General features: G+C 61.4%; 22 protein-coding genes and 3 pseudogenes. 12 read left to right on the top strand and 13 right to left on the bottom strand.

Translation table 11 applies throughout. The features are described 5' to 3' along the window. Positions 1–59: 59 nt before the first annotated feature. Together CIT25_RS23220 and CIT25_RS23215 are read right to left on the bottom strand one after the other, a co-directional pair. A complete protein-coding gene (locus CIT25_RS23220) occupies positions 60–956 on the bottom strand; it encodes a hypothetical protein (RefSeq protein ID WP_245329958.1) in 897 nt (298 codons plus the stop codon). Between the two features lie 729 nt (positions 957–1,685). Continuing rightward, positions 1,686–2,144 carry a recombinase family protein gene (locus CIT25_RS23215; protein WP_342587110.1) on the bottom strand — a complete coding sequence of 153 codons (459 nt, stop codon included), beginning with the start codon at positions 2,142–2,144 and terminating at the stop codon, positions 1,686–1,688. Between CIT25_RS23215 and CIT25_RS38720 the strand changes: the two genes are divergently transcribed. Continuing rightward, positions 2,137–2,325 carry a hypothetical protein gene (locus tag CIT25_RS38720; RefSeq protein ID WP_342587112.1) on the top strand — a complete coding sequence of 63 codons (189 nt, stop codon included), beginning with the start codon at positions 2,137–2,139 and terminating at the stop codon, positions 2,323–2,325. The genes CIT25_RS23215 and CIT25_RS38720 overlap by 8 nt on opposite strands. Here the strand turns inward: CIT25_RS38720 and CIT25_RS38285 are convergent. Then, positions 2,278–2,376: pseudogene (locus tag CIT25_RS38285) on the bottom strand (recombinase family protein); the annotation flags it as partial. The gene CIT25_RS38720 and the pseudogene CIT25_RS38285 overlap by 48 nt on opposite strands. Positions 2,377–2,414: 38 nt before the next feature. Here CIT25_RS38285 and CIT25_RS23210 point away from each other — a divergent pair. The 4 genes and pseudogenes from CIT25_RS23210 to dusA all read left to right on the top strand — a co-directional run bounded on the left by CIT25_RS23210 (position 2,415) and on the right by dusA (position 5,486). Beyond that, positions 2,415–2,654, top strand: coding sequence for a PTS sugar transporter subunit IIA (locus CIT25_RS23210; protein WP_095486885.1), 240 nt, complete (start codon positions 2,415–2,417; stop codon positions 2,652–2,654). A gap of 107 nt (positions 2,655–2,761) precedes the next feature. Continuing rightward, the gene (locus CIT25_RS23205; RefSeq protein ID WP_095486883.1) at positions 2,762–3,322 is read left to right on the top strand and encodes a DUF1003 domain-containing protein; all 561 of its coding nucleotides are present in this window, start codon (positions 2,762–2,764) and stop codon (positions 3,320–3,322) included. 74 nt (positions 3,323–3,396) lie between these two features. Beyond that, positions 3,397–4,232, top strand: a pseudogene (locus CIT25_RS23200) (LysR substrate-binding domain-containing protein). Between the two features lie 258 nt (positions 4,233–4,490). Then, a complete protein-coding gene (dusA, locus tag CIT25_RS23190; protein ID WP_206072983.1) occupies positions 4,491–5,486 on the top strand; it encodes a tRNA dihydrouridine(20/20a) synthase DusA in 996 nt (331 codons plus the stop codon). A gap of 85 nt (positions 5,487–5,571) precedes the next feature. Here dusA and CIT25_RS23185 read toward each other — a convergent pair whose 3' ends face one another. Further along, complete coding sequence (locus tag CIT25_RS23185; protein ID WP_095486877.1) at positions 5,572–6,507, bottom strand: AraC family transcriptional regulator; 936 nt, start codon at positions 6,505–6,507, stop codon at positions 5,572–5,574. A gap of 171 nt (positions 6,508–6,678) precedes the next feature. Between CIT25_RS23185 and CIT25_RS23180 the strand changes: the two genes are divergently transcribed. Both CIT25_RS23180 and CIT25_RS23175 read left to right on the top strand, forming a co-directional pair. After that, positions 6,679–7,524, top strand: a complete 846-nt coding sequence (locus CIT25_RS23180) for an SDR family oxidoreductase (protein WP_095486875.1) — start codon at positions 6,679–6,681, stop codon at positions 7,522–7,524. A gap of 34 nt (positions 7,525–7,558) precedes the next feature. Next, entirely contained in the window at positions 7,559–8,302 is a 744-nt protein-coding gene (locus CIT25_RS23175; protein WP_095486929.1) for an SDR family oxidoreductase, read from the top strand. Between the two features lie 24 nt (positions 8,303–8,326). On the opposite strand, the gene CIT25_RS23170 is transcribed toward CIT25_RS23175, so the two are convergent. Together CIT25_RS23170 and CIT25_RS23165 are read right to left on the bottom strand one after the other, a co-directional pair. Next, complete coding sequence (locus tag CIT25_RS23170) at positions 8,327–9,031, bottom strand: TIGR02281 family clan AA aspartic protease (protein WP_095486873.1); 705 nt, start codon at positions 9,029–9,031, stop codon at positions 8,327–8,329. A 7-nt stretch (positions 9,032–9,038) separates the two neighbouring features. Further along, the gene (locus CIT25_RS23165) at positions 9,039–9,272 is read right to left on the bottom strand and encodes a DUF1289 domain-containing protein (protein ID WP_164547208.1); all 234 of its coding nucleotides are present in this window, start codon (positions 9,270–9,272) and stop codon (positions 9,039–9,041) included. A gap of 161 nt (positions 9,273–9,433) precedes the next feature. On the opposite strand from CIT25_RS23165, the gene CIT25_RS23160 reads away from it, so the two are divergent. Continuing rightward, entirely contained in the window at positions 9,434–10,429 is a 996-nt protein-coding gene (locus CIT25_RS23160) for a nicotinate-nucleotide--dimethylbenzimidazole phosphoribosyltransferase (protein ID WP_095486927.1), read from the top strand. 4 nt (positions 10,430–10,433) lie between these two features. Here the strand turns inward: CIT25_RS23160 and CIT25_RS23155 are convergent, their stop codons facing one another. After that, entirely contained in the window at positions 10,434–11,954 is a 1,521-nt protein-coding gene (locus CIT25_RS23155; RefSeq protein ID WP_095486869.1) for a sensor histidine kinase, read from the bottom strand. A gap of 75 nt (positions 11,955–12,029) precedes the next feature. Here CIT25_RS23155 and CIT25_RS23150 point away from each other — a divergent pair, with 75 nt between their 5' ends. The 4 genes from CIT25_RS23150 (at position 12,030) to CIT25_RS23135 (ending at position 14,552) form a co-directional block, all read left to right on the top strand. Next, positions 12,030–12,653 (top strand): thermonuclease family protein, encoded by a 624-nt coding sequence (locus tag CIT25_RS23150; RefSeq protein ID WP_095486867.1) that lies wholly within the window; start codon positions 12,030–12,032, stop codon positions 12,651–12,653. A 41-nt stretch (positions 12,654–12,694) separates the two neighbouring features. After that, complete coding sequence (locus CIT25_RS23145) at positions 12,695–13,306, top strand: glutathione S-transferase (protein WP_095486865.1); 612 nt, start codon at positions 12,695–12,697, stop codon at positions 13,304–13,306. Beyond that, a complete protein-coding gene (locus tag CIT25_RS23140) occupies positions 13,246–13,941 on the top strand; it encodes a uracil-DNA glycosylase family protein (protein WP_095486863.1) in 696 nt (231 codons plus the stop codon). The genes CIT25_RS23145 and CIT25_RS23140 overlap by 61 nt, the downstream gene beginning before the upstream one ends. 119 nt (positions 13,942–14,060) lie before the next feature. After that, complete coding sequence (locus CIT25_RS23135; RefSeq protein ID WP_006333679.1) at positions 14,061–14,552, top strand: Lrp/AsnC family transcriptional regulator; 492 nt, start codon at positions 14,061–14,063, stop codon at positions 14,550–14,552. A gap of 11 nt (positions 14,553–14,563) precedes the next feature. On the opposite strand, the gene CIT25_RS23130 is transcribed toward CIT25_RS23135, so the two are convergent. From CIT25_RS23130 to CIT25_RS23105, 6 genes and pseudogenes are all read right to left on the bottom strand, one after another. Further along, the gene (locus tag CIT25_RS23130) at positions 14,564–15,133 is read right to left on the bottom strand and encodes a DUF3299 domain-containing protein (protein WP_095486861.1); all 570 of its coding nucleotides are present in this window, start codon (positions 15,131–15,133) and stop codon (positions 14,564–14,566) included. Between the two features lie 47 nt (positions 15,134–15,180). After that, positions 15,181–15,759 carry a GNAT family N-acetyltransferase gene (locus CIT25_RS23125; protein WP_095486859.1) on the bottom strand — a complete coding sequence of 193 codons (579 nt, stop codon included), beginning with the start codon at positions 15,757–15,759 and terminating at the stop codon, positions 15,181–15,183. Next, positions 15,722–16,423: a DNA alkylation repair protein gene (locus CIT25_RS23120; RefSeq protein ID WP_095486857.1), complete on the bottom strand. Its 702-nt coding sequence runs from the start codon at positions 16,421–16,423 to the stop codon at positions 15,722–15,724. The genes CIT25_RS23125 and CIT25_RS23120 overlap by 38 nt, the downstream gene beginning before the upstream one ends. Positions 16,424–16,431: 8 nt before the next feature. Next, positions 16,432–17,307: pseudogene (locus CIT25_RS23115) on the bottom strand (NAD(P)-dependent oxidoreductase); the annotation flags it as partial. A 58-nt stretch (positions 17,308–17,365) separates the two neighbouring features. Further along, the gene (locus tag CIT25_RS23110; RefSeq protein WP_095486853.1) at positions 17,366–18,181 is read right to left on the bottom strand and encodes an ABC transporter permease; all 816 of its coding nucleotides are present in this window, start codon (positions 18,179–18,181) and stop codon (positions 17,366–17,368) included. Beyond that, the gene (locus CIT25_RS23105; RefSeq protein ID WP_095486851.1) at positions 18,178–18,891 is read right to left on the bottom strand and encodes an ABC transporter permease; all 714 of its coding nucleotides are present in this window, start codon (positions 18,889–18,891) and stop codon (positions 18,178–18,180) included. The genes CIT25_RS23110 and CIT25_RS23105 overlap by 4 nt, the downstream gene beginning before the upstream one ends. Between the last annotated feature and the right edge of the window lie 66 nt (positions 18,892–18,957).

Raw genomic sequence — 18,957 nt, 5'->3', positions numbered from 1 at the left:
AGATGAAAGGCTGCGCCTCTGGCGGAGAGAGCGGGCCGATCGGGCCGCTGTTCCGAGTTTTATGACACTCGACCGAGATCGCGGTTTCGCCTTCGACGCTCGATCATGCGCGCATTTCGACGAGCGACTCTAAGTTCGGCAAGCGTTGGTTGCCACCAGCCTCGGGAATGCTCCATCGGTCCAGCTTCATCACGAGCGGGCCATGTTTTGATGAGTTCCGTCAGCGTCGCCGAGCGCCACGTTCCCCACACGTAGTCGAAGTCTGCCCGCATCGCATGTGGATAGAAGGCGGCCAATCCTGGCGGTTCGACGACTTCACCTGACACATCGGTAAAGACGACAACACCGTACTGCTCTGTTGCGACGGGGCGGCCCGTCGGAGGCAAGTCTTCAGCTGGCAACGGATAGCGGTGGCGGCGGCGTTCAGCATATCGCAACCGCGTGGTTCTTTGAGCTTCCGAGTCCCTCTCAGCCTCGCGTCGCCGCTTCCTTTCCTCGGGCTCGTTACGTCGGGCAGCCTCTTCGATTGCCGACCACCGCCGCCGCAGTTCCTCATAGGACCGAAACGGCACGCGCCATGCCCGCAGTTCATCGTCCCAACTTGCCCAGGGAATGCCATGTAGTTCCCGAAGGGCGGTCCTCGAATATGGCGTCCAAATGCGCAGATCGTCGGCAACCTCGAGATAGGGACTGGAGATCGGGTCGAACGCATAGGCGTCACGTCCCTTGCTGTCGGCGTGGGCCGCCAGCAACTCGGCCTCACGCGCCAGCCAACGGTCGACCCGACGGGCTGCCGTCTTGCCTGGTACAAACCAGCTCCTGCGCTCGTCGCTCCACCTCGCTCGCGGAAATGCCTCCCGAAATCGTTCGACAAGTATTCGGTCATAAGGAAAATTCGCCAAGGCACCGGGCGTGTCTTGTTTCTGCAGCGCAGGCTGAGGCTTGGATTCCTCCACGGTCGTGCCGTCAATAGTATTGGATTCGCAGAGAAACGCCCCGCCGGGCCTAATGGTTCACTCGCGAGTCACAAACGCGAGTGGCCGAGCTGTCGCCCGGTAGCGGGCAAGCATTCATTTACCTGCCTTCGACGGAGTTAAGGCAAAAGTCTCGAAAACTCCCGCACCTGGAACTGTACACGCCTACATTGCTAGACGGCACGCCTTCGTTCCGACAAAACTGCGAATCGCGGGGCCACTGGCAATCCGCAGGTCGGCGGGTTCAGGCAATGCTCATTGAAAGATGGGCCGCCGGCTTTCCTTTTGGCTGTAAAGCTCCGCGGGTTGTCGATCTCAGTTGTCGTCTCAAATTAATCGGCGGGGAGTGGCGACGCGGATGGCTGTAACACGCTACCATTTGGACGCACCAACATTGTCGGCGCCTCGCTTTTGTGTCGGAAAAGAAGACTTGCCTTTGTGTGATCACCTGTCGTGACCAGGGAAGAAGCAGAACAGGGTGTTCGCTACTTTTGCACAAAATGGGCTGAAGAGCGCGGGCTTCCTCAAACCAGAGAACCCAAGATTTTCCGATTTCTTTTCTTGGCTTGAGCAGAAGTCGCCGGGCTACTTGAAATTCCGAAGCAGTACTTCGGAGTTGCCGTAGCCCTGGAACGAGAACCGTGCAGCCACATCCTACGCGGCTGCAGGCCTGCTGCTTCGATGGGGACATGCTGGTCCGCAAGTTCCCGCCTATAAAAGGAAGTTCGCAGAAGCTTGCCGTCCCAAAATGTTACTCGCGTTAGAGACCTGCCATTGGCCATTGCGCGCTGTTCGAACGCCGCGGTTATTTAGAGCGATGGCTAGGCCACGCGGGCTGGTGATGCCGGACCGTTGGATGGAGGCGATGATGGGCAGCACGGTCTGGGCAAATCTGTCAGCTTCCCGGATCGAGATTTTACGGCCTCTGGCTGCAGCTTCTGCGGTGTTGGTCGGATTACCGAGTTTTAGCCCAGTGGTCTTGCGTGCGGCGAGGGCGGCTTTGGTGCGCTCAGAGATCAATCGACGCTCCTTCTCGGCCAGCGCCGCATACAGGTGAAGCATGAATGGATCGGCGTCGGCGCCGAGTTCGGCAACGATGAACGGCATCCGTTGCACCATCAGTCCGGCGATGAAGGCGACATCTCGAGAGAGACGATCGAGCTTGGCCACGACCCGCGGGCATTTTGTCTGGCGGGCAAAGGCGAGGGCGGCTGCAAGTTGCGGGCGGGCGATCCAGGGCGTCCGAGCCCTTGCCAGTTTCGACCTCGGTGAACTCCTGGATGACCACGATGTCCTCGGCATCAGCGAAGCGCGCGACCGCGGCACGCTGGGCCTCGATGCCCAAGCCTGAACGTCCTTGCCGCTGTGTAGAGACCCGATAGTAGGCGACCGCGCTCGTCATGCTGCTGTTTCCGGGGTGTTCAAACTGCAAACCACCGTTTGCAGTTTGCTCAAGGCCAGGACCAAGCTGACCGGAAACGCACGGCCCTGAGCGGCATGGCCGCCCGACTATCGGAGAAGGTCGGCAGGAGCCACGGCGCGGTGTTGGCCGCTTTCCTTCGTCGCGAACGGCTCCGGCCGACCGCTGTTGGCGTTGGCATCGGGATACCGCATGCCCGCCTGGACGGGATCGCCGCTCCGGCGGCGCCAAGCCTCAAGACCCCGAAATGGCCCCGGTAAATAGCGGAGCCAATGATTAGACGGCTCTAGTCGGGAACAAAGTCGAACACCCATGATTTGTACGTTGCCCAGAGTGACAGGACCGCTAGCTATCCAACGGGTGTTCCATGGATTCTCCAACGTTGCCTCCGCCACCTCCCACTGAACTCAGCCAAGCACTGAAACGCAATATCAAAGCGATTGAGGAGCGCCGGGCGAAGGAAGCAAGCGATGCAACTTTGGAAGAGAAAATCGCTCAGGCGATTACTTCTTTTACGGGCAGTATGCGTTTCGTGTACCTTCACTTGGCCGTGTATGGCGGCTGGATCGTCTCGAACTTGGGCTGGATACCGATCACTCCGCCCTTTGATCCGACATTCGTGATATTGGCTATGGTAGCTTCCGTCGAAGCCATATTCCTCTCGACCTTTGTACTGATCAGCCAAAACCGGATGTCAGCTGCCGCAGACAAACGGGCGGATCTGGACCTTCAGGTGAGCCTGCTGACGGAGCATGAACTCACAAAGCTTACTGAACTTGTGGATTCGATAGCGGATCGGTTGAATGCAAAACCAGCCTTAAGCGATGTAGAAGTCGGCGAGATTAAGAGGGACATTGCGCCAGAAGCAGTGCTGGACGAGATCGAATCGAAGCAGCGGGAGGCTGCGGAGAAGCTAGACCAGCGCTGAATCGACACAACGCCCTAGTGTCGTGATTTCGAAATTCGGTTGTTTTGATTTCCCTTCGGTCGAACTTCGAAAGCATGGGGCTGATGGCTGGGGCGGGCCATCAGCCTGCCTCGCCAGATGCCACACTCGCGGCCTGGCATGCATTGGCCTTGTCTTCCCGACCCTTCGCAGTGCGGCTGGTAGCCACCCGCGCAGGCGAACTTTTCCATGTAGAAGTGAAGGCTAAGCTGGTCGGTCTCGACCGGCTGAAGCTGCGCGCGGCCCAGATCAAGGAAGTGGGCACGGGGACGATCCGTGTGGCCAGCCTGTCGGCACTGGGGCATGGGCTAGTGCCGCGCGCCATCGTGGCTTTTTCGCGCAAGCATCCGCAGGTGCGCATCAGCTATCAGGTGCGCACCTCCAATGTGGTGCGCGATCTGGTGGCATCAGGCAGTTTCGACATCGGGCTCGCCGCTGACGAGGTGGACACGAGCGGTGTACTCCACAGCGTCTTCAACACGCCGCGCGCGGTTTGCGTGATGCCGAAGAACCATCGACTGGCGGAGAAGGCGGTGATCACGCCAACCGATCTCGCCGACGAGGCGTTCCTGGCATTGTCACCGGAGGACACGGTGCGGTTGCGATGGACAAAGTTTTCGCCGCGCAGGGCGTGCGCCCGCGCATCCTGATCGAGACCCCCTATGGCCTGACGATCGCAATTCTTGCTGCAAAAGGCATGGGAATCGGCCTGGTCAATCCGTCCGTTATCACCGACCGCATGATCGCTGGCATTATCGCGATACCGTTCGAGCCGGCGGTCCATTTCCGAGAGTTGATCCTGCGGCCGCCAGACGGCATCAACTCGGCTCTGATTACCGATGTCATGGCGGAACTCTATGCCGCGCGCAATGTGCTATCGACCGAAGAGTAAGGCAAAGAGTCGGTGCCGAGAAGCGAGGCAGGCGCGAAGATCTGTCCAATATCAGATGGGACGGATCGATCTCCCTGGGCCAGTCCGATCCGTATTATACGTGCTAAACTTTCTCGCAGATCGTGCCATGGGCAGAAAAGCGGTGTTGAGTGACATTGATGGTTACGCTTTGAAAAATAGAATGAAATGAGTCACATATCATAGAGGCCGGCAATGTCAGTCTGTCCAATCTCAGTGTGGTTTGGAAACTGTGGATAAATGATTGAAAAATATAGGAAATTCGTCATCGCGCCTATGATGGATTGGACGGACCGGCACTGCCGGTTCTTTCATCGTCAGTTGACACGCCGGGCGCTGCTTTACACCGAGATGGTCGTGGCCGACGCGGTCATCCAGGGCGCGCGCGAGCGCTTACTCGGCTTCGACGATACCGAGCATCCAGTCGCGTTGCAGCTCGGCGGCTCCGATCCGCAGAAGCTTGCCGAGGCGGCGCGCATCGGCGAAGCCTTCGGCTATGACGAGATCAATCTCAATGTCGGCTGCCCGTCCGATCGCGTCCAGTCGGGCACGTTCGGTGCCTGCCTGATGAAGGCACCAGTTCTTGTCGCTGACTGCATTGCGGCGATGAAGGTTTCCGTCAGTATCCCCGTCACAGTCAAATGCCGGATCGGCGTCGACGAGCAGGATCCTGAGCCGGCGCTCGACGCGCTGGCGGACGGCGTTTTCGCGGCCGGCGCCGACGCGCTGTGGGTGCATGCCCGGAAAGCGTGGCTGGAAGGGCTGAGCCCGAAGGAAAACCGCGACGTCCCGCCGCTCGACTACAGCAGGGTCTATCGGCTGAAAGCCAGAAAACAAAACAAATTCATTGGCATCAATGGCGGTATTCAATCTCTTGAAGAAGCGCTCGACCACATTGATCACGTCGACGGCGCTATGCTCGGCCGCACCGCGTATCACACGCCGGGCATTCTGGCAGGCGTCGACGCCGCGTTTTACGGCGACAAACCCGACGCGCTCGATTTTGTCGCGCTGATCGACGCCATGGCGGATTATGCGGCGCACCATATCGAGCGGGGCGGGCGGCTTGGTCATGTCACCCGTCATATGGTCGGGGTGTTCCACGGCCTGCCGGGCGCGCGCCGCTACCGGCAGATCCTTTCCACTGACGCGACAAGGCCCGGCGCTGGACCGGATGTTCTGAAGGCGGCTTTCGCTGCAGTCGATTTCGGCAGGGCGGATGCGGAAGCAGCCTGACTGTTCAGTCGCGAAAGATCATGCGGCGCGTCTACGCAGTCCGTTCAGCAATCCAGAGGACCGTCGATAGCTGAGGCAAGTCGGGCTAAGCAGCGCGCGCCCGCTCGCCGTCCGGCATTTCTTCTCTGATCCCGCGTGCTGCGCTCCGGACGCGAAGGGCGTCGCGCTTCGGCGGCGCTTTGAACAGTCGGGCATAGTCGCGCGTGAATTGTGAAACGCTCTCGTAGCCCACCTCGAACCCAGAGCTGCTTGCCGAGAGGCCTTCATCCAGCATGAGGCGGCGCGCTTCGACCAGGCGAAGCCGCTTCTGGTACTGTCCCGGTGTCAGCGATGTCATCTGTTTGAAATGCTTATGGAAGGCGGTGAGGCTCATTGCCGCTGCCGCCGCCAGGCGTTCGGCGGACACGCGCGATCGGTACTCCGCTCTCAGGATCGCGATGGCCGCGGCGAGGCGGCTCGCGTGGCTTTCTGGATCCGCAAGTGCCCGCAAGGCGACGCCGTGCGGCCCCGACAGAAGCCAATAGTGCAGCTCATGCATGATTCCGTCGCGCAGGAGCGGTATCGCATCGGGCCGGTCCAGCAGCCTCATCAGCCGCGATGCGCAGTCCAGCGCCGCGGCTTCGGTGTCTTCGGCGAACAAGGTGCGTGTCTCGGACGGGCGTAGCGGGCGGACGCTGCCCAGTTGCGCCGTCAGCTCGCGCAGGATCGTCATCTCGAGCTCGACCGCTACGGCCAGATAGGGTTCGCTCCGGCTCGCCTGCACGATCCGCCCGACGACCGGCATGTCCGCGCTCACGATCACAGACTGCCCGGCGGAGAAGACCTGCTGCTCTCTTCCCACGGTCATGCGCTTGGCGCCCTGTAGGACCAGGCACACCAGGGGTCGATAGACTGAATGAAGATCGCCGGAAGGGGACTCGATGTACATCATCTTGAGACCCGGCACAGGCGTCACCGCCAAGCCATCGCTGTTGGCATGTCGACTGGCATAAGCCTGAGCGGCCTGTTTGAGCGAGTCCATGTGATCTCTCTCCTGTAGCGTGGCTCGATACCTAGCATACCGCGCGCGCAAACGTCACGTGGGCTGCAGAATCGAGCAAGTTTTGCGCATGGGTTGGCAAGCTCCTGGCCGGCCCGCGCGGTATGTAACGTCCCGACAAAAGCAAGTTCGCTACAAGGAAAGGAACTCCCAATGTCTGGACAGAACGAGGTGCCGAGACGAGCCGTGCTGGCGGTGGTCGCCATGGCTCCAGTAGCACTCGCGGTCGGGGCCGCCCGCGCGCAAACGACCGGTCAGGCGCCGGCATCGCGCGGCAAGGTCGCCCTGGTGACCGGCTCTTCCCGGGGCATCGGCGCAGCGACGGCCAGGCGCCTCGCTCGTGACGGCTATGCCGTCACCGTGAATTGCGAAAAGAACCGCGATCTCGCGGCCGGCGTAGTCCGGGAGATCGAGGCAACTGGCGGGCGCGCCATCTGGGTGCAGGCCGACGTCAGCGATCCCAGTGCAGTGCAACGCCTGTTCGAGGAAAACGAGCGCGCGTTCGGCGGCGTCGACGTTGTCGTGAGCAATGCCGGCATCATGCGGCTTGCGCCTTTCCGCGACATGACCGACGCCGATTTCAGCCGGATGGTCGACGTCAACCAGAAGGGCAGTTTCTACGTGCTGCGCGAGGCGGCGCGGCGCGTGCGCGACGGCGGCCGGATCATCGCGCTGTCCTCGAGCATCACTCAGCTGCGCAGCCCGACCTACGGAGCTTACGCCGCCACCAAGGCCGCGCAGGAACTCTACGCGAACATACTCGCCAAGGAACTTGAAGGCCGCATGATCTCGGTGAACGCCATGGCACCAGGCCTTGTGAACACAACCCTCTTCACCGACGGCAAGACCCCCGAGCAGATCGCCGGCTTCGCCGCTCGCACGCCACACAAGCGGCTAGGCGAGCCTTCCGACATTGCCGATGCGATCGCGGCGCTCTGCAGCGGGGACGGCGCCTGGATCAACGGACAGACGGTATTTGCAAACGGTGGCGTCGTTTGATCCCGAGCAGCTGGAATACATGGAGCACAGAACGATGAAAACGACGGGAAACACGATCCTCATCACCGGCGGCGGATCCGGTATTGGGAGGGAACTGGCGCTGCGCTTCAACGCGCTTGGAAACACTGTGATCGTCGCCGGACGGCGCGAGGAGGCGCTCGAGCGGACGATTGCCGGGCGTGAAGGCATGCACGCGATGGTCGGCGATGTCGAAGATTCGGAAGCAATCACAGCATTTGCCAAGCGCGTAGTCGCCGAACACCCGGCACTCAACATGCTCATCAACAATGCCGGTATCATGCGCCGCGAAGATCTGACCAGGACCCGCGATCTGCGCGACGCGGAGGAGACGATCGTCACCAACTTGTTCGGGCCGATCCGGCTCATCAACGCGCTAATCGACCACCTGGCGGCCCGGCAAAACGCCGTGATCGTCAACGTCTCGTCAGGCCTGGCCTTTGTGCCGCTGAGTGGCACGCCGACCTACAATGCCACCAAAGCGGCGATCCATTCCTATACGGTGTCGTTGCGCGAGCAACTCAAGGGCAAGGTCGAAGTGATCGAGCTTGCGCCGCCCGCGGTTCGCACTGAACTGACGCCCGGACAGTCGACCCGCGAGGAGTATATGCCGCTCGATGCGTTCATTGACGAGGCGATGGCGTTGCTCAGTCGGCAGCCGACGCCGAAAGAGATCCTGGTGGAGCGAGTAGGCTTCCTGCGCTGGGCGGAACGGGAAGGCCGGTTTGATCAGGCAGTCGAGATGCTCAACACTCACTGAGCGGCGCCGAAGCAGCCTGACTGTTCAATCGCGCAAGATCATGCGGTCGCCGCGCACGTCAAAACCGGACAGCGAGCTGATGAAATTCATGCCGAGCAGGCTCTGGCCGAGCATGCCGGGCGCGGCAATCATGACCGACATGTCCTTGCGCACGATCCCGCCGATCGCCAATTCGTCGGTTCTCACGGCGGCGGCGCGCGCCATGCCATTGGCGGTAGAAACCGGTATGGTGAAATTGAGAACGGCTGGATTGAACCCAGCCGCTTGCGCGTCCTGCGCGGTCAGCACGGTGCTGGTTGCGCCGGTATCGACCACGGCCCGGACCGGCGTGCCGTTGATCATGATGCGCGCTTCGAAATGGCCATTGCCGGCCTTGTCCAGGGTCACGGTGGCGTGGCCGTCTTCCAACCCCAATGCCAGTGGACTGCCGGGAACAAGGCCGGCCGTTACCCGGCTGGCGACATCCTGCAACTCATAACGGTACTGATAGCCGGCGATCAATGCGAGCACGATGACGACCCAGGTGCCGAGATTGCGGGCCATGGCGCCCAAGGGCCTGCCTGATCTGAGCAGGCCGGCGCCGATGAGCGCGACCAATGCGCCAAGCCAGATCAGCCGGCTGAAATCGTAATTCTCGACGCCGAACGTGCTGCCGGCGGAATCGTTGAGCATGAGCAGGACCACGCCGGCCCCGATCACGATCATCAAAGTCCAGAAAAACCGGTTCATATATGGCTCACGAGAGGGCGTCGCGTTCGCGCGCGAGGCGGGTGCGGCGCGTTTCCCGACGCGGTCTGCGTTCAACCATCTCCAGTCGGGCCGGCAGCTCGGCCATGACGCTGCGGCGGACTTCAGGGGTCATCTCGATCCAGGCGCCGATTTCCTCGCGCGTGCGGCCGCACCCGAAGCAGAAGCCGGTTTTCATATCGATCGAACAGACCAGGATGCATGGGGATTCGATGGCCGTCATGATATTCTCTTGTCTCGCTTCCACATGGTGTAACGGCAAGGCCAATGCAAGCCCTCCGGAATGCGCCGCCGGCAACCGCTTTCGCGTCAATGCTGGCAGTTGTGCCTACGAAGCAAGGCGGCTATGCCGCTCACCAACTCCAGGGAATGATCACCAACGACATGACCAGCGCGCTGCCCTTCGACGATTTTCGCAATCTTCTGGCGACCCTGCCGCCGGCCGACGCGGCGGCCGAAGCCCGTGTCCGTGCGTTGTTTGCCAAGGCCGACAAACCCAAAGATTCGCTCGGCCGCGTCGAGGACATCGCCGCGTGGCTCGCCGCCTGGAGCGGCCGTGCGCCGCCGGCGGTGAACAGGCCGTTGGTGGCGATCTTCGCCGGCAATCATGGCGTCGCCCGGCACGGCATTTCGCCGCGGCCTGTCGCTGCTACGGCGAACGCGGTCGAGCTTTGCGCGGCGGGCGGTGCTGCGGTCAACCAGATATGCATTGCCAACGATCTGGGGCTGAAAGTGTTCGATCTTGCGCTGCACATTCCGACCGCCGACATCACCGAGGATGCAGCACTTGACGAGCGCGGCTGCGCCGCCACCATGGCCTTCGGCATGGAGGCAGTCGCCGGCGGCACCGATCTGCTTTGCCTTGGCGACCTCGGCGTCGGCAATTCCACTATAGCAGCGGCTTTGTTTGCGGCACTGTTCGGCGGCAAGGGTGCCGATTGGGTCGGATCCGGATCGGGTGCCGATGCGGCGATGCAGGCGCGCAAGGCCGAGGTGGTCGATGCGGCGCTAGTCCTCCACGGCACAAGTCTCAGGGACCCGCTCGAAGCGTTGCGCCGGGTTGGCGGCCGCGAATTCGCGGCGATCGCCGGCGCCATCCTCGCCGCCCGGATGCAGAAGATCCCGGTGCTGCTCGATGGACTGGCGGCGACAGCCGCCGCCGCGACACTGCATGCTGCCAACCCCGCCGCGCTCGACCATTGCCTGCTTGCCAGTCTGTCGCCAGAGCCTACGCACGCTCGGGCCGCCGGACGGCTCGACCTGCGCCCGCTGCTTGATCTCGGCGTGAGCCACGGCGAGGGGGCAGGGGCGGCCCTTGCCGCGGGTCTGGTCAAGGCAGCCGCGCTCACCAGTTCGGGCATGGCGGCGGCGGTTCGTTAGGCGACTAGCGCCGCCGGGCGGCAACCGCCTTGGTCGGCAGTGCAGGCAATTCCTCCATTACCCGGCTCAGCGGGAAGATGGCGATGGCCTCGGTGCCTTCACGCAGTTTGGAATGGAGTTCGAACTCGCCGCCATGCAATGCGAGCAGGCTCTGGACGATCGGCAGGCCGAGCCCGGTGCCTTGTTCGGCGCTCTTGATGGCGATCGAGCCCTGGCCGAAGGCGGACAGCACGACCGGAATCTCGTCTGCCGGTATACCGGGCCCATTATCCCTAACGGAGAGATATTGGCCGCCGCCCGCCGTCCAGCCGACGCGCACGCGGATTTCGCCGCCAGTCCCGGTGAACTTGATGGCGTTCGACAAAAGATTGAGCGCGATCTGTCGCACCGCGCGTTCGTCGGCGAACAGGCGCGGCAAGGCGCTTTCGAAATCCTGGACGATACGGATGTCCTTATTGCGCGCCTTCAGCTCCATCATGTGACAGCAATCCTCGACGACGGAGAGCAGCATCATCGGCTCCTCGTTGAGCTGGTAGCGGCCCGCCTCGATGCGCGAGAGGTCAAGGATTTCGTTGATCAGATCGAGCAGATGCTGGCCAGAGTCGTGGACGTCACGAGCATAGTCGCGATAGGTCGGGTTGCTCATCGGTCCGAGCACTTCGTTCGCCATTACCTCGGAGAAACCGAGAATGGCGTTGAGCGGCGTCCGCAGCTCGTGGCTCATCGAGGCCAAAAACCGCGACTTTGCCAGATTGGCGTCTTCAGCCCGTCGTCGCGCTTCGTCCGACATCGATTTCGCCGTGTCCAGTTCGGCGATAAGCGCGTCCTTTTCGGAGCGGAACGAGAGCAACATCAAGGACGAGCGATTGATTTGGCGCGCCGTATAGACGAAGAAGGGCAGCGAGACGATCAGCAAACCGGCCATGATCAGCTCGACCGGAATCCACTGCCTCGTACTGGCATAGGCATAGACCGCGACCGGAACGGCAAAGGTCGACAGCAGCGCACCGCGCAGCGATGACGCGATGATCGCGGTCGCCGCCATGGCGAGCAGCAGCACTACCGCCTTAGTCAACTGGAACTGATCGACCTGGCAAGCGTCGCAACCGAGCCAGGCGAACCAAGCCCAGCCCAGGCCGCAAAGGAAGTGGCCTACCAGGAAATCGCTGTGCGTCTGCAGCGGGTTGAGTTCGGCAGCTTCCGTTTGATCGATGCGCCTCGCCATGAATACTACGATGGTGTAGCAGATGAGTGTAAAAAGCGCCCAAACGCCAATTTCGTTACCCACTCCAGCAAACAGACCCGTCGCGGCGGTCGCCAGGACGAGAATCGGAACGATGGTCGCGCTGCCTATCATCGCACGGGCGTGGAGTTTTAAGAGCTCGCGGTCGAAATCAAGATTTCCGACCTGCTGCGAAAGACGGTCGCGCGTCTTGCGCACCGCGCGCGCCACATCGCTGTTGCGATGGGGTTTCCTGCGGTCCACAATAAATTTGTCCGCTGTGGTCGAGCGTTGCGAGGGCATGGAGACTTCAATTTATGCGGGCAGCGGTTTCAAATTGTTAAGCTACGTTCGAATGATTAACCAACGGTTTGCCATATGAGCCGTTCGTGGTCGTGGCGACCGCGACAGCGATACGTGCCGCCGCGGCCGCGAAGCCTGTGGCGCCGGCTGGGGGACTACGCACTGGCCGTCATCGTCCTCGGTCTGCTGATCCTTCTGGCAGCGCGCCTTGACCGGATCGAGACGCGCAAGACGGAGGGTGCCGCCGTCGTCAATGACGGCGATACGATCACGCTCGGTACCGAGCGCATCCGCATGCGTGGCATTGACGCGCCGGAATATTCGCAAATCTGCCGTAAGGACGGTATCGACTATGCCTGCGGCAAGCTGGCACGGCAGTCGCTGGTGAGGCTGATATCAGGCAAACCCGTCTCCTGCACCGGCTGGCAGCGCGATCGATACGGCCGGCTGCTCGGCGATTGCAAGGCCGGCGGCAAAGATCTCAACCGCGCCCAGGTCGAGGCCGGCTGGGCGGTTGCCTATGGCGATTTCGAAACCGACGAAGCCGCCGCTCGCTCCGGCAAGGCTGGCATCTGGGCCGGCACGTTCGACGAGCCGCACGATTGGCGCGAGAGTCACGATCACGAGGTTGTCGAAAGAAAGCATGGCAGTCTGGCTTCGATTGGCGATGCCTTGCGAGAAATTTTTCGCTTCTGGTGAGCAGCAACCTTATAATTTGTCGGATCAATCAGGAGGATGGAATGAAACTCTTCGATGGCGGCCGCGCTCCCAATCCACGGCGGGTACGCGTCTTCCTTGCCGAAAAGGGCATTCAGGTTCCGCTGGTGCCTGTCGATATGGGCGCGATGGAGCACAGAGAACAGACGGTCAGTTCGCGCAACCCGCTGCAGCGCCTGCCGGTGCTCGAACTCGACGACGGCACCGTCATCACCGAATCCGTCGCCATCTGCCGCTATTTCGAGGAACTGCATCCGGAACCGGCTTTGTTCGGGCGCGGTGCGCTCGGCAAGGCGCTGGTCGAGATGTGGCAAAGACGCATGGAGCTCAACCTGCTCGGTTGCGTCGCCGCCGCGTTCCGGCACACCCATCCGGCGATGAAGGAATGGGAGGTTCCGCAAATTCCCGAATGGGGCGAGGCCAACAAGCCGAAAGCCATCGAATTCCTGAAATTCCTCGATGAGGAACTGGCGAACCGGGAATTCATCGCCGGCGAAACCTATTCGATCGCCGACATCACCGGGTTGATTGCCGTCGACTTCATGAAGCCGGCGCGTATCAAGGTGCCGGAGGAGTGCAGCAATGTACTGCGCTGGCATCAGGCAGTCTCCAGCCGGCCGAGCGTCGCCGCCTGAGTATGAGTTCTCCGAGAATGAACGACGAGCTGGAAAACTTCGCGGCGACCGTACGCACCTGCCGAATCTGCGTCGAAAACCCGGTCGGCCGGCCGTTGCCGCATGAGCCGCGCCCGGTGCTCAGGCCGTCGTCGAGCGCCCGCATTCTGATCGCCAGCCAGGCACCGGGCACCAAGGTGCATGTGTCAGGCATGCCGTTCACCGACGCCTCCGGCGATCGATTGCGAAATTGGCTGGGCGTCAACAGCGAAGAATTCTACGACACGACAAAGTTCGCCATCGTGCCGATGGGTTTTTGCTTTCCCGGCCAGGATGCCAAGAGCGGCGACCTGCCGCCGCGCCGCGAATGCGCACCGGCCTGGCGCGCGCCGCTGATGGCACTGATGCCGCAGGTCGACCTGGTGCTGACGATCGGCCTCTATGCGCAATCCTGGCATTTGGGCGCAGCGCGCCGGCCCTCGCTGACGGAGACGGTGATGAATTGGCGCACCATCTGGGATGCGCCCGGCAACCCGAAAGTGCTGCCGTTGCCGCATCCGTCGTGGCGCAACACCGGCTGGCTGAAGCGCAATCCGTGGTTTGAAATGGATTTGCTGCCGTTTCTGAGATCGGAAATCCGCTATCGCCTCGGCTGAAGCGTGAGCAAGAAATCACTCGCTTTTGCGCTATCTGACAGAATTTCTTTCTTGTGAATGGCCTAAATAAGAAGGACTATAGCCAATCTATTCCAAGTCTATCCCTGTGGGAGCACCCAATGGACCGCCTTGACAGAAAAATCCTCCGCCTCTTGCAGGAGGACGCGACGCTCGCGGTCGCCGATGTCGCCAAGAAAGTCGGACTGTCGACCACGCCCTGCTGGCGGCGCATCCAGAAGCTCGAGGAGGAAGGCGTCATCAAGCGGCGCGTCGCCATCCTCGATCATGAAAAGGTCAATGTGCGCGTCACCGTGTTCGTGTCGATCCGCACCAATTCGCACAGCCATGAATGGCTGCGGCGCTTTTCGGAGGTCATCCAGGAATTTCCGGAAGTGGTCGAGTTCTACCGCATGAGCGGCGACGTCGACTATCTCTTGCGGGTGGTGGTGCCCGATATCGCGGCTTACGACGCCTTCTATAAGCGCCTGATCGCCAAGATCGAGATCCGCGACGTGTCGTCGTCGTTTGCCATGGAGCAGATCAAGTACACGACCGAAATGCCGCTGGACTACATGGTGCTGGACAAGGAATCGGGCGCGAACGCTGCTTGAGGTTTTTTTGCTTAGTTCTTCTTTTTGTTGAGAAAACGCCACGGTGAGTTTGCCGGCTGCGTGATCGTATCCGGCACCACATCGACGTCCACCACCTCCGCCTTGCGCACCGCGTAGCCTGACTGGATGACGCTGGCACCGTCGACGATGAAGAGCTGACTCTTCTCCATGCCCGGCTCCAGGGCGCCGGTCACGGAAACCGGCTGGTAGGCCTCCGACATCCTGTAGGGGTGCGCGGGCGTGACGAGGACGATCTGATTGGGCGGCGGCGTCGGCATGTGACTGCACGCACCCGTCCACGGCACCAGCAGGAACTGGTAGACGAGATCGCCCTCGCGATCGACCGGTAGCGCGTATCCCGCCAGTTGGATGGTCTTGTCCTGCAGATTGAGAGACAGCGTCTCGCCATGATCAGGCATTTTTGCCGCGATCATCGGCAGTCCGACACTTTCGGCAGCCGCTTGCGTCGCCGGGCGCAGATCCTTCCAGAATATACGCGCGGTTTCGGCGGAAGCGCTGCCCGCCGCGATGGAAATCAGCACGGCCGCCAGCGCCGCTGTCGATTTGAGACGATTGCTCATCGTGTGCTCTCCATTTGACAGGAGTTAAGCTGCCGTCGCCAACAGCGTCAACGTTCGAGCCGCATCACATGCCGGCGCGAGCCGGCCATGCCGATCTCGTGGAATCCGCGGGCCACGAACATGTCTCGAAAGCCCATGAAACGGTAACTCGGCGATGCCTGGTCGACCGGATAGGCCTCGATCGTCCTGGCGCCTTTGGCGAAGGCGTGATCGATGGCCGCGTCGAGCAGTGCGGTTGCCAGCCCGCGGCTGCGCAATGCCCTCGGCACATAGAAACAGACGATCGACCAGATGCCCGTTTCGGTATCGTCCTGCTGCGGCGACAGTTTGCGGTAGGTTTCGCGTGGTGCCATCGAGCACCAGCCTATGGTTTTGCCTCCGGCTTGGGCGACAATGCCGACCGGCGTGTCGGCCGCGATGAGCGCCATCATCGCCCGTTTCCTCTCATCGTTGCCCACGTGCTCGCGGTTTTCGAGATCGCGCCAGGCCATGCACCAGCAATATTTCGGCCCGCCCGGCTGCTCGAACAGGTTCTCGAAATCGGTGCGCGTTGATCGCGTCACCTCAGTAAAGAGGATTTCGCCCCATTCAGCCTTTCCTGGCGAGCCGCTCAAGCGTTTTGGCATCGGAAAGCTCCCTTGCAGCGTCCTTGCCGATCCAGCGTGCCGTCTTGTCGGTCGAGGCAGCCAGCTTTTGTGCCAGCGCAAGGGCAGGGCCGTGCAGATCCATCGATCGCTTGCCGATCGAACGAAGCGCCCAGTTCACCGCCTTTTTCACGAAATTACGGCCGTCGGTGGCTTGCGCTTCAATGATCGACAGGAAGTCGAGGAAGGTGGCCTCTGGTTCGTTCTTCCGGTGGACCACCGACCAGGCCATCATGGCAAAAGCCGTACGTCGAACGAATTCCCGGTCGTCGACCGCGAATTCGACGATCAGTTCCCTCCAGCAATCCGTGTCGACAAAGAGATCGGAGACGCCGTCAACGATATCCCATGAGTCGAAAGTCGCCGCCCAACGTCTTGCATCCGCGACAGAAAACCGCGTCGGATCGGCCGTGACGGAAGCGATGAACTGCGCTTCCATGATGCCCGACTGCCACAGCTCGAACGCACGTTCATGGTTGCGCTTGATTTTCTTGGCAATCTGCCGCTGCACGCCGTGCGAGATACCGAGCGCACGTTCGATCTTGATGCCGTAGCGCAGCATGCCAAGGCGATTCTCCTCCGAGCCGATCGAGCGCAGATGGGCGACAATTTCCTCGGCGCTGGACTGAGGCGACAGCTCGGCCACGACAAAACCTATTTTTCCAATCGCGCCAACAGCGAAGACGTATCCCAGCGCTTGCCACCCATTCCCTGCACATCCTTGTAGAACTGATCGATAAGTGCCGTCACCGGCAGCTTGGCGCCGTTGCGGTCGGCCTCCGCCAGGCAGATGTCGAGATCCTTGCGCATCCAGTCGACGGCAAAGCCGAAATCGTATTTGCCGGCATTCATCGTCTTGTGCCGGTTCTCCATCTGCCACGAGCCGGCCGCGCCCTTGGAAATCACCTCGATGACCTTTTCGATGTCGAGCCCGGCCTTCTTGCCGAAATGGATGCCCTCGGCCAGCCCTTGGACAAGGCCGGCGATGCAAATCTGGTTGATCATCTTGGTGAGCTGGCCGGAGCCGACCGGACCCATCAGCCCAACCATGCGGGCATAGGCATCGATGACCGGCTTTGCTTTGTCGAAGGCTTTCTGCTCGCCGCCCACCATGACGGTGAGCACGCCGTTTTCGGCGCCGGCCTGACCGCCGGAGACCGGTGCATCGAGGAACGAGAACCCGCCCAATTGCGCCTTCTCCGCCAGTTCGCGCGCGACTTCAGCCGACGCCGTGGTGTTGTCGATGAAGATGGCTCCCTTCTTCATCGTCTGGAACGCACCCTCGGCTCCGATCGTCACCGCGCGCAGGTCGTCGTCATTGCCAACGCAGGAAAAGACAAAGTCCTTGCCGTCGGCGGCTTGGGCCGGCGTGTTGGCAACACTGCCGCCATGCTGAGCAACCCATTGCTCGGCCTTTGCTTTGGTGCGGTTGTAGACGGTGACGTCGTGGCCGCCCTTGTTCCTGAGATGTCCGGCCATTGGATAGCCCATGACGCCAAGACCGAGAAATGCCACCGATGCCATGTTTTCGAATCCCTTAGAAGCCTGCTTTCCGACCTTCTTAGCGGATCAGGCAGAGCTATGGGAGTCAGCGGTGCAGATGTATCGTGATGCGCCGTTCTATCCACTCGACCGCGTGGCGCAGTATCTCGACAATGATCAGATAGATGATCGCCGCCCAGACATAGGACTGGAAGTCGAAAGTGCGCGAATAGGTGAGCTTCGTGATGCCCATCAGATCATAGACAGTGATGATGGCGACGATCGCCGAGCCCTTGATCATCAGGATGATCTCGTTGCCGTAGGGCCGCAGCGCCACGATCAGTGCTTGCGGAAGTATGACCTTCCACATCGTCTGCAATTTGTGCAGGCCGAGCGAGGCGGCGCCCTCCCACTGGCCCCTGGGCACGCTCTGGATCGCGCCGCGCAGGATTTCCGCCTGATAGGCGGCAGTGTTGAGCGAGAAGGCGAAGATTGCGCAGTTGAACGCCTCGCGGAAAAAACCCCAGAGGCCGACCATCTCGAGTTGCGGCCTGAAGGAGCCTACGCCGTAATAGATAAGGAAGGTCTGGGCCAGCAGCGGTGTGCCGCGGAAGAAATAGACATAGGCATAGGCAAGACCTGAAAGAACCCGGTTCTTCGACATGCGGGCATAGGCGATCGGCACCGACAGGATCGCACCGAGCACGATCGAGATGGCGACAAGCAGTAGAGTGATGCCAAGTCCCGATACATAGCCGGGCGCGTATTTCGCGAAAAGCTCGCCGTTCCAGGCGAGAATGAGGTAGGCGGCGATCCCGGCGAGAAAAGCGATCCACAGACAGACCAGCGCGTAGCCGAGAATGCGTTGCCGGGGCCAGCCGCGTGGCAGAGCCGGCGGTCGGTCGATGGCGGCTACGCTCATCGCTGCACCTGCTGGCGGCTGACCGCACGTTCGATCGCGTTTATGCCGAAGGACGATATGATGGCGAGGAGCAGATAGATGAGGGCGGCGACACCGAAAAACAGGAAGGCGTGCTTGGTGACGCGGGCGGCGACGCCCGCTTGCCGCAATATGTCGGTAAGACCTATGGCGGACACCAGGGCCGTGTCCTTGAGCAGGATGAGCCACAGATTGGCAAGGCCCGGTAGCGCGATACGGATAAGCTGAGGTAGGACCACAAGTCGCATCGTCTGCCAGCCCGACAGGCCAACAGAATAGCCGCCCTCATACTGTCCCTTCGGGATGGCGCGGAATGCGGAGAGGAAGACCTCGCTGGCGTAGGACGAGAAGACGACGCCGAGCGCGATCATGCCGGAAACAAAAGCGTTTACTTCGACCGCGGCGGTCGGGTCATACAGGCGCATCACTTGCTGGATGCCGATTTGCGCGCCGTAAAAGATGATGAACAGCGTCAGCAGCTCGGGCAATCCGCGAAAGATCGTGGTGTAGATGTTGCCGGCCAGCCGCAGCGACGGCTCGTCGGATTGCTTGGCCAGTGCGACCAGAAAGCCGATCACCAGACCGACAGGCAGGGTCGCGGCTGCAAGCGAAACGGTGATGAAAACGCCATAGGCAATGTCGTCGAGCCAGCCTTCGGGGCCCCAACTGAGCAGCGTCCAAACGCTTTGCATCCGCCTGCCTGTTCTCCTTTATGGGCTCTTTGAGAGCAGCGCGGCGTCACCCCTCGTGCGCCGCCC

It is taken from the genome of Mesorhizobium mediterraneum (genome assembly GCF_002284565.1).
GTDB lineage: Bacteria > Pseudomonadota > Alphaproteobacteria > Rhizobiales > Rhizobiaceae > Mesorhizobium > Mesorhizobium mediterraneum.
Note: the sequence above shows the minus strand (reverse complement) of the source record. Positions and strands in the feature narration are given on the sequence as shown.